The sequence below is a fragment of the Hymenobacter profundi genome (genome assembly GCF_019334315.1).
Lineage (GTDB): Bacteria > Bacteroidota > Bacteroidia > Cytophagales > Hymenobacteraceae > Hymenobacter > Hymenobacter profundi.
The window spans coordinates 1-10,098 of the sequence record NZ_JAHWGL010000141.1 but is presented as its reverse complement, the minus strand read 5'-3'; the positions used below and the strand labels follow the sequence as shown (position 1 = coordinate 10,098).

At 57.1% G+C, this 10,098-nt stretch carries 5 protein-coding genes; 1 reads left to right on the top strand and 4 read right to left on the bottom strand.

Annotated elements, in window-relative coordinates; all coding sequences use genetic code 11:
* Positions 1-134 precede the first annotated feature (134 nt).
* The 4 genes from KYK14_RS20500 to topA form a co-directional block, all read right to left on the bottom strand.
* Positions 135-1,118 carry a Ppx/GppA phosphatase family protein gene (locus KYK14_RS20500; RefSeq protein WP_185283312.1) on the bottom strand — a complete coding sequence of 328 codons (984 nt, stop codon included), beginning with the start codon at positions 1,116-1,118 and terminating at the stop codon, positions 135-137.
* Between the two features lie 67 nt (positions 1,119-1,185).
* The gene (locus KYK14_RS20495; RefSeq protein ID WP_219161572.1) at positions 1,186-4,911 is read right to left on the bottom strand and encodes a BamA/TamA family outer membrane protein; all 3,726 of its coding nucleotides are present in this window, start codon (positions 4,909-4,911) and stop codon (positions 1,186-1,188) included.
* Positions 4,912-4,970: 59 nt separating this feature from the next.
* The gene (locus tag KYK14_RS20490; protein WP_219161571.1) at positions 4,971-5,663 is read right to left on the bottom strand and encodes an SIR2 family NAD-dependent protein deacylase; all 693 of its coding nucleotides are present in this window, start codon (positions 5,661-5,663) and stop codon (positions 4,971-4,973) included.
* Positions 5,664-5,737: 74 nt separating this feature from the next.
* Entirely contained in the window at positions 5,738-8,227 is a 2,490-nt protein-coding gene (gene topA, locus KYK14_RS20485; protein ID WP_219161570.1) for a type I DNA topoisomerase, read from the bottom strand.
* Positions 8,228-8,572: 345 nt separating this feature from the next.
* On the opposite strand from topA, the gene KYK14_RS20480 reads away from it, so the two are divergent.
* Positions 8,573-10,098, top strand: a 1,526-nt coding sequence (locus KYK14_RS20480; RefSeq protein WP_246601962.1) for a HAMP domain-containing protein, incomplete at its 3' end; no start/stop codon positions are given.

Sequence of the window (10,098 nt, the reverse complement as noted above, 5' to 3'; positions counted from 1 at the left end):
GCGGAGCGAAGGACCTTCTCACGCATGAACGACAGACGTAACAACGACTCGTTCTGCGCGCATAAGGTCCTTCGCTCCGCTCAGGATGACAGACGCTTTTGCATTTACAAATTCACAAACTCACAACTTCACCACTACTCCGTGGTAGGATTGCTTTGCAGGTTGGGGAAGGGCATGCGGCCGGTGTGGTAGGAAGCGGGGCGCATTTCCTCGAAATGGTCCTCAAACAAGGTTTGCATCATACCATCTTTCAAGCCAATGTCAGGCACTTGCATGGTGTTGATATTGGCCCATTCCATGGCCGAGAGGTAGATGTTGCCGGCGGGTAGAATAACATCGGCGCGGTCGGGGTTGAGCATGGCCACGTTCACGCGCTGGTCCATGGTCATGGCTTCGAGACCGCGCAGGGTAGCGGCAATGGTCTTGCGGGTGATGGGCGTGCCGGCCGCGGGCTTGATCATGTTGTAAATCTTGCCAATGTTGCCGCCCGTGCCAATAGCCCGCGTGACGTGGTAGCGCCGCGCATTTTCCCGCACCCAGGCTTCCATCCGGTCCCAAGTGCTTTCCAGAGCGGTGCCGTCGGCGCCTTGCTCGGCTTGCTGCATGCGCCGGATAGAGCCTACCTCGAACGACTGGGACGCTACCTTGTGGCGGTCGTGGTAAATGTTGAACTCGGTGCTGCCGCCGCCCACGTCGATGTGGAGGTAGTGCTTTTTATCTTCCAGCAGGTGCTCCATCACGCGATTGATGTAGGCGGCTTCGGCCTGCCCATCAATCACCTGAATTTCCAGCCCCAGCTCCTTGCGCACCCGCTCTACAATGCCGGGGGCATTGGTAGCGGTACGCATGGCCGAGGTAGCACAAATAAGGTGGTGGGCCACATCGTGCACCTCCATCAACAGCTTCAGCGAGTGCAGAAACTTCACAAACTTCTCTTCCTTGGGTGCCGAAATCTGGCCGGTGGCGAATACGTCTTCGCCCAGGCGCATGGGATAGCGCACGTACTCCACGCGCTTGAGCCGAAACTGCCCTTCGTAGAGGAGAACTGCCGAAATCTGGCAACGGACGGCGTTGGAGCCGATATCAATAGCGGCCAGTTTCAGCAGTGGATATTCCATAAAGAGAGGGGAACGTGAGAGAAAAGTGCTCAAATATAGCCGTTGAGTCCAAAACGACCCGCTTATGCTATTGATCGATGCGGAAGCCTACCCCAAATCGGAACAGCACGTTCTGCTCCTTGGAGTGCTGAAACGAGATGGATAACGCCAATTGATCGGTAACGGGCGCCACGTAAAAACCGGCGCCGGTACCGCGGTGCCAGCCATCGGGCGAGCTGCCGCGGTAGTACACCCGGCCCTGGTCGTAGAAGCCAAATATGCCGTAGGAGAAGGGTAGGAACGACGTTTGCACGTGGCCCAGGGCGAGGCGCAACTCCGTGTTCAGGTACAAGCTGGCGTCGCCGGTGAAGCGGTTGCGGTAGTAGCCGCGCAGGTTTTCGGCTAGGCCCAGGCTGGTGTATTTGTAGAACGGAATTTCATCCCGGTCGCCGTAGTTTTTGGCGCTGCCACCTTTCACTACCAGCGTCACTGGAATACCAATGCGAGCGGTGCCATAGTACTCAGCGAAGCCCTGCGTGAGGCCGAAGTTGCCCTTGGCCCGGTTGAGCTGGTGGTAGCTGTCGTGCTGCACCAATAGGCGCACGCCGCGCTGGGCAAACGTCTGCCGGTCGCGCAAATCCAGATCAAATAGGGCATTCAACCCAATCAAACGCTGAAAATCTGTATTGGGTATTGGCGTATCGGTGGTGGGGTTGCGCACCAAATCGCCCAAGTAGCTATTGCCGGAAAAACTGCTGGTGTACTGCTCGTAGGTAGGGCCAACGCGGAACGTGCTTTTGTTGTTGAAGAACGTGCGCTCCAAAAAGCCACCGAGCGTAAAGCCTTTATAGCGTGCTTTGTAGTATTTCGCGTCGTACAAACCCTCGTCCTTCACCGAATTATTGCCCAGCCCAAAGAAGTTGTAGTACGGGAAATAGTTGCCGTACTCGGTGCGGGCGCCAATATCCCACTTCCCGATGGCGTAGCGGTAGCGCGTGGCCAGCCCTACTTGGAAGTTGCCGTTGCTGGACCCACGCACATCCAGCGTATACATATTCTTGAAATCGGGCTTGCGGAAACCTTGTTGAAACAAGCTGATACCCGCGCCAATGATAAAACCGTCGTTACGGTTGTAGCCCAGCGTAGCGCTAGGGCGGTAGCTGTCGTACTCGAAACCCTCTCGGTCGTAGCGGTTCACACCGGGGCGGGTAGAGGTGCGGTTGTCGCTTTCCTTGCCCAGTTGCAGGTCCGTGTCGGGCACGTCGTACACTTTGGTGAGCGTGCGCAGGCCCGTTACACGGGAGTTATCGACGATCTGGTCTTTGCCCTCACCGCCAATAATGCGCAGCAGAACGCTCTTGCGCGCCTCGCCGGTCACCCGAAAAATATCCTTGCCATCGAGGCCGTATAGGCAGACTTCGTCGGTTTCGTTGGGCTTGAACGTGCGGTCAAACAGCAGCTCGCCGAGCTGGTCCGCTTTGTCTTTGTCCTTGTCGTACATGCGTACGCGCAAGTTGCCATCAGGTAGGCGGTCGGCCAGGAACACTTCAGTTTTGTTGGAGCCTACCACGTCCACGCGTTTGGCCAGCAACAGGTAGTACTCGTCCAGTGCTTTGGGCAATTCCTGCACGCGGGCTTTCAGCTTGCGGTTCAGCTCATCTGTGGAAATTTCCTTCAGCTCGGGAGGTAGGGTAGCAGTGGCCTCATCGATGACGGCAAGCGTCATGGTCTGCTGCATGTACTGGCCAATCTGCTGCCAGTCCTCGCGGTTCAGCGACTGCAACAGGAATCGGTCGAGGTGACGAGCCGGCCAGTTCAGGCTTTTCATATCATGAAACTCGGCCTGAAAATCCTCGATGCTCGGCACGGCCCACTCGCGGTTGGCGAGGTAAGTGAGCACGCCATTCCATTTGGTAAACGCCTGGTCCCGGTCGCGCGGAATGGGCTCGTAGATGGTCTTCTTGCCCTTGTCATAGCCAGCCCATTTCCAGTTATCTTGGTGCTTGCCGAAGTCGGCCACCAGCATATCAAAAGCGCGGGCCTTGCCCAGTTGGTAGGCATCTACGCGGTTGTCGTTATCCTTGTAGAGCTGTCGGAAGAAGCTGCCGGAGCGCCGCACATTATCGGAGTTGCCGAAGCCGGGTAGGTTAGGCTTAGGATCTTTGGGTCGGTCTTCCAGCGTGCCCAGCAAGCCGGCGTAGTCCTCACGGTAGGGGCCTAGCTGCTGGTTGTCGGGTAGGATGAACAGGCGCGGCCGGGCGTGCAGAATGTCTGTCTTGTCCAGCATCGAGCTAATAACCAATGCCGAATAGGGGTGCGCCGTAGGTGTGATATCGCGCAGAATGTCGGCGGCTACAGAACCGCGCAGTTCCGGCGGCAGAATGCGCGTCACGTCCTTGTCTACCGACCGAAACACGTACTCCGACGAGTCGGCGGCAATAAGCTTGAGGGAGGTAGTTTGGCGTCCGCCCCCACGCCCGAAGGGCCGCAAACCACCATTTTCGGTAGTTAAATCGAGCGTTTTCACCTTCACCGGCTGCGTCCAGGAGGTGCGGTACAGCGGCCCCATCCAGAAGCGCCGCCACCCACCGGCCGCGTACTGCGGGCCGGGTGCTACCGTTACGGTTGCCTGAGCAGGAGCATCGGGCTTAGGAGCCGCTACCCCTTTTGGCGCCGAAGGGCACTCCGGTATGTAGGCATTCACCGGCACGTTGGGTAGGCGCGGCTCTTGGCACGCCGACTGAAATACCGTGTTGGCATACGCTTCCTTCGCAGTGGAGCCAGCTGCATCAAATGTGTAGAAGTAAGCCTTCACGGTGCCATCGGCGAAATACTCCAGCTTCGAGAAGCCCTCCTCCGATTTGTTGAACAGCGACTTGCTGTTGACGCCCACGTGCTTGTTTTCCGCGAAGCTACCCGAAATCAGATGGTAGTTTCCTTGGAACTGATTGAGTTGTAGGCTGTAGTCGTGCGAGGCGGCATAGATCACGCCGGGGTTCTCCTGGAGTGTAGCCAGCAGTTGCTTGGTGAACTCCTTGTAGGCCGGATTGGCCATGTCGCGCGGAGCTCCCACGTTCTGGCGGTAAGCAGCGTAGAGCGTACCAAAGACAGGCGGCAGCAGGTGGCGGCTGAATGGCATGTGCCCGCCGTAAATGCCGTTGCTAATCACCGGCTGGTGGCCCAGCAACAGCACGTTGCGGCCGTCGGTTTCTTCCAGCGCATCCTGCAATTCTTCCCGAAACTCATCCTGAGTTAAGGTTTTGCAGTCCGTATCGGGTGCTTCGGGTTTGTGGTAGGGATGCGTCCACCAGGGTGAGTTGATGGCAACCAGGCGCACATTGGGGGCCACGTCAATGATGTCGGGGCCGGGGCAGCCGTTGCTGGGTAGGAACGCATCCTGCCCACCAAGCTGTTTCTCAATGTACTTTTCCAGCCGGCGCACCCGCTTCAGACCGTCACGGCCGGAGTTGTCCCAGTCTTTATCGCCGGGCACGAAGTAGATGCGGCCGTTGGGTAGGTCTTTCACTAGGCCAATCAGCGCGTCGATGCGTTCGGTTTCGCCAACCCGCATCGAGTCTTTCTTGCTGCCCAGGCCATTGTTGCTCACAACGTCGCCCAGGTGCACTACCGTGAAAGTACCCGTCGTTTGCTCCAACGTATGCCGTAGCGTTTGGAGATGACTGGTAGGCAGTTTAGCCGTGGCGGTGTTGCCTAGCAGATAAACCGTATGGGTAGGGGGGACTGATGATTGAGCATGTAAGAGATTGGTTGACAGTACCATAGCTGCCAACAGGGAGGATATTAGTTTTAGCATAGAACGGAGGGTGAAACCGTTCTTACGAAAAGCCAACTGAAAAGTAGATTAGAAATTCATTAGAACATAGCCCGCAATTGAGTGGCTACCCGAGCCATACCCGTACTGGCCGGCTCCGTAATAAAGTGCACATAGCGGCGGCTGGTCAAGGGCGGCTGGTGCGGGTCGATAACATATACCGGGCAGTAGCGCGGCGCATAATCGATCAGGCCCGCCGCCGGATACACTTGCAGCGACGTGCCGACCACCAAAAAGACATCGGCAGTGGCCGCTTCGGCGGCGGCTTGCTCCATCAGCGGTACGGCCTCGCCAAACCACACAATGTTGGGCCGTAGCTGGTGCCCCCGCTCGCACAGGTCGCCTAGCTCAATCCGGTCGCCAGTCATAGGGTACACCAACTCTTCGTGGCGCGTGCTGCGCGACTCAAACAACTGACCGTGCAGGTGAATGATGTGGGTGCTACCGGCCCGCTCGTGCAAGTCGTCCACATTCTGTGTCACTACTACCACGTCGAAATCCTTTTCCAACTCGGCCAGTGCCAGGTGGCCTGCATTAGGCTGCGCCTCGCGGGCCGCCCGCCGACGCTGGTTGTAGAACTCCAGCACTAGGGTAGGGTCTTTGGCGAAGCCTTCGGGTGTGGCAACGTCCTCTACGCGGTGGCCTTCCCATAACCCATCGGAGCCACGAAAGGTAGCAAGGCCACTCTCGGCCGAAATGCCGGCGCCAGTTAGGGCAACAATTTTCTTCTTCATCAAACAACTCACTTAGTAAAATTGAAAAAGGCCCCAATTGCTTGGGGCCTTTTATATACGCAGAAAGAGGTAAGTTATTTGGCCTTGGCTGCCGATTTCTTGGTAGTAGCTCCCGTCGCTTTCTTCTTTGGCGCTGCTTTTTTAGCGGCGGGTTTCTTCGCTGTAGCTGCCTTCTTCGCCGGCTTGTCGGCGGTTTCGGTGGCGTCGGCCGCAGGAGCGGTTTTCTTGGCGAAGCGCCCGCCTTTGGCGGGTTTGTCGGGGGTAGCGGCGGCTAGCTCCAGGCAGCGTTCCAGCGTGAGGTCGGCGGGCTCTTCACCCTTCGGAATCTTCACGTTTTTCTTGCCTACCACGATGTACGGTCCAAAACGACCGTTGAGCACCTGTACTTCCGGGTTTTCCGTAAACTCCTTAATTAAGCGCTCCGCATCGGCCTTCCGTTTGGCCTCAATTAGGTCAATGGCCTCGTTAGCGCTGATGGATAGCGGGTCCTGAGTTTTGCCCAAGGAATAGAACTTGCTGTTGTGGCGAATATACGGGCCGAAGCGGCCCACAGCCGCCGTCATGTCCTTATCCTCATACTGCCCTACTATACGTGGCAGCTTAAATAGCTCCAGCGCTTCCTCTACGGTAAGGTTTTCGATGAACTGTCCTTTACGCAAGCTGGCATATACCGGCTTTTCGTCCTCGGGCGCGCCTTCCAGCGGCTCAATCTGCACGTAGGGCCCAAAGCGGCCCAGGCGTGCCGTAATCTTCTGTCCGGTTTCGGGGTGCGTGCCCAACTCGCGATTCGAGCCCAAGGTACTGCGCTCAATATCCTGGCCACGCTCAATAGTTTCGTGGAAGGTGCCGTAAAAGTCACCAATCATCTTCTCCCACTGCTCCAGGCCGTTGGCAATCTGGTCGAACTCGTCTTCTACCTTGGCCGTGAACTGATAGTCCACAATCACCGGGAAGTGGTCAACCAGGAAGTCGTTGACAATCATGGCTGTATCCGTCGGGAACAGCTTGGCTTTGTCGGCGCCGTAGGTTTCGGTCTTCACTTCAGTTTTCACCGCGTCGCCGTCCAGCGTCAGCACGTGGAACTTGCGCTCCTTGCCCTCGCGAGAGTCTTTCTCGGCATAGCCGCGCTTCTGAATGGTAGAGATGGTAGGTGCGTAGGTAGAAGGTCGGCCGATGCCCATTTCCTCCAGTTTCTTCACCAGCGAAGCTTCTGTGTAGCGTGCTGGCGGCTGCGAAAACCGCTCCGTGGCCCGCAGCAGTTGCAGGGGTAGGCGCTGTCCGACCGTGATAGGGGGTAGGCCGCGCGAGAACGAAGATTCAGTATCTGCGTCTTCTTCGCCTTCGTCTTTGCTTTCAGCATAGGCTTTCAAGAAGCCTTCAAATGTAATCACCTCGCCTGTGGCCGTAAGCGTCACGCCCGGCTGGGTGCTGATGCCAATGGTAGCCACCGTGCGCTCAATTTGCGCGTCGGCCATTTGTGAAGCCATGGCGCGTTTCCGAATCAGATCATACAAGCGCTGTTCGGCCGATTCGCTACCAGCCTTAGCCAGCGAGAAATCTGTAGGGCGAATGGCTTCGTGGGCTTCCTGCGCCGAGGCCGACTTGGTTTTGAAGTGGCGCTCCAGCGCATATTCGGCGCCATATGCCCGCGTAATTTCCGTTCGCGCCCCAGCCAGCGCCTCTGCCGACAGGTTCACGGAGTCCGTCCGCATGTAGCTGATTTTGCCGGCCTCGTACAGCTTCTGAGCCACGCTCATGGTCTGGGCCACCGAGAAACCTAGCTTGCGCGAGGCCTCTTGTTGCAGGGTAGAAGTAGTGAAAGGCGGTGCCGGCGAGCGTTTACCAGGCTTTTTCTCCAGGTTTTCAATGGTATAAACCGCACCTGCGCAACGGGCTAGGAAAGCATCGGCCTCCTCTCGGGTTTTGAAGCGGGTAGGCAACTCGGCTTCCAGCACGGCGCCCTGACCTGCATCGAAGCGGGCTACCACACGGTACGCCGACGACACACTGAATTGCTGAATCTCCCGCTCCCGCTCCACCACCAGGCGCACCGCCACCGACTGCACCCGGCCGGCCGACAAGCCTGCTTTGATTTTCTTCCACAGCACGGGGCTTAGCTCGAACCCTACCAAACGGTCGAGCACGCGGCGGGCCTGCTGGGCATTTACCAGATTCAGGTCGATTTCGCGGGGCGAGTCGATGGCATTGAGAATGGCGTTCTTCGTAATCTCGCGAAATACGATACGGCGGGTTTTCGCGTTGGTGAGATTCAGCGTTTCGGCAAGGTGCCACGAAATGGCTTCGCCCTCGCGGTCGTCGTCACTGGCCAGCCAAACCGTTTCGGCTTCTTTCGACAATTTCTTCAGCTCCGAAATCAACTCGCGCTTGTCTGGCGAAACTACGTAGGTAGGCTTGAAGCCATTGGCAATATCAATAGCGTTGTTGTCTTTCGGCAAGTCGCGAACGTGTCCAAAGCTGGATTTCACAATGAAATCTTTGCCTAAGTATCCTTCAATAGTCTTTGCCTTGGCAGGAGACTCAACAATAACTAGATTTTTAATCATAGGAAGAAAGCCCGGAGGTGGGGTACTGGAGGTGGGTATCAACTAAGAAAACGGGTGGGGACAGTAAAAGTTGATTTAGGGGCAAAGATGCTGGAATAATCCGGTGTGCCGCGTCATATACTGTGCTACCCTTCGTCCGCATTAGGTCGGCGTATCACCGATAAATACAGTTGCGAGGGTGTAAGTAGTTCAGCCGTTGCTCATTTTGACAAAAGCCGTTCCCTAAAAAAAGCCTGTGCGCCCCAACAACGTATTTACTACCTTTGCCAGTCAGGTAAAACCGTCGTGCTCACGCAAACTGATAGGATTTATCGAATTGCTCTCAGCCCGCCCATCTCGTATTATATGGCATCAGGTAAGAATACCCAATCGACGGTCAACCCAGCTCCGTCCGCACCGGAGTCCGATCAGGCGGTAAAGCCCGTTGATGAAAAGAAGGCTGCGGGTCTGGCCCGACGCGTAGGCCAGACCCGCGGCTTGCAACGACAAGCCACCAGCGCCCAGGAAGCTGCCTACATCGACGACCAGCTCAACCGTGTGCTCTACGCCCTCGATGCCTTTAAGAAAGGCGACATATCGGTGCGGCTGACCAAGCAAAACAACGACATCTTCGCCGACATTGCTGAGGCTTACAACTCCATGGTGGAGATGATTAGTGGGGTAGGGGGCGAGGTATCGCGCATTTCCAAGGTAGCGGGGGTAGAGGGCAACCTGAAAGCCCGCGCCTCGGCCGAGAATGCCTCCGGCTTCTGGCGCGATATGATCAACAACATCAACGGCCTGGTGGATAGCATCGCCGTGCCAGTGTTGGAGGTAGGCAAGGTGTTGAAGAATATCTCGAAAGGCAACCTAGACGAGACCTTCCAGATTCCAGTGTCGGGCGACTTCAAGCTGATGGCTGAAACCATCAACAAAACCATCGATAACCTCAACGTATTTGCTGGCGAGGTGACCCGCGTGGCGCAAGAGGTAGGCACCGAGGGCCGCTTGGGCGGCCAGGCCAACGTGCCCAACGTGGGCGGCGTGTGGAAAGACCTGACGGATAACGTGAACACGATGGCCTCGAACCTGACCAGTCAGGTGCGCGACATTGCCAACGTGGCCACCGCCGTAGCGAAAGGCGATTTGAGCCAGAAAATCACGGTTGATGTGAAAGGCGAGCTGTTTCAGCTCAAGCAGAACCTCAACCAGATGGTGGACTCGCTAAACCTGTTTGCGGGCGAGGTAACCCGCGTAGCGCAGGAGGTAGGCACCGAAGGCCGCCTAGGCGGACAGGCCAGCGTACCCGGCGTGGCCGGCGTGTGGAAAGACCTGACGGATAACGTGAACAATATGGCCGCCAATCTGACTAGTCAGGTGCGCGATATTGCCAACGTAGCCACCGCCGTAGCCCGCGGCGACCTGAGCCAGAAGATGACGGTGAACGTGAAGGGCGAGATTCTGGAATTGAAAGATATTCTGAACCAGATGGTGGACTCCTTGAACACGTTCGGCGACGAGGTGACGCGTGTATCACGCGAGGTAGGCACTGAAGGCAAGCTCGGCGGGCAAGCCGTGGTGCCGAACGTGAGCGGCACATGGAAAGAGTTGACCGATAACGTGAATACGATGGCCTCCAACCTGACTAGTCAGGTGCGCGACATTGCCAACGTGGCCACCGCTGTAGCCCGCGGCGACCTGAGCCAGAAAATGACCGTTGATGTAAAAGGAGAAATCCTGGAGCTGAAGGACATCCTGAACCAAATGGTGGACTCCTTGAACACATTTGGCGACGAGGTAACGCGCGTATCGCGGGAGGTAGGCACTGAAGGCAAGCTCGGCGGGCAAGCCGTGGTGCCGAACGTGAGCGGCACATGGAAAGAGTTGACCGA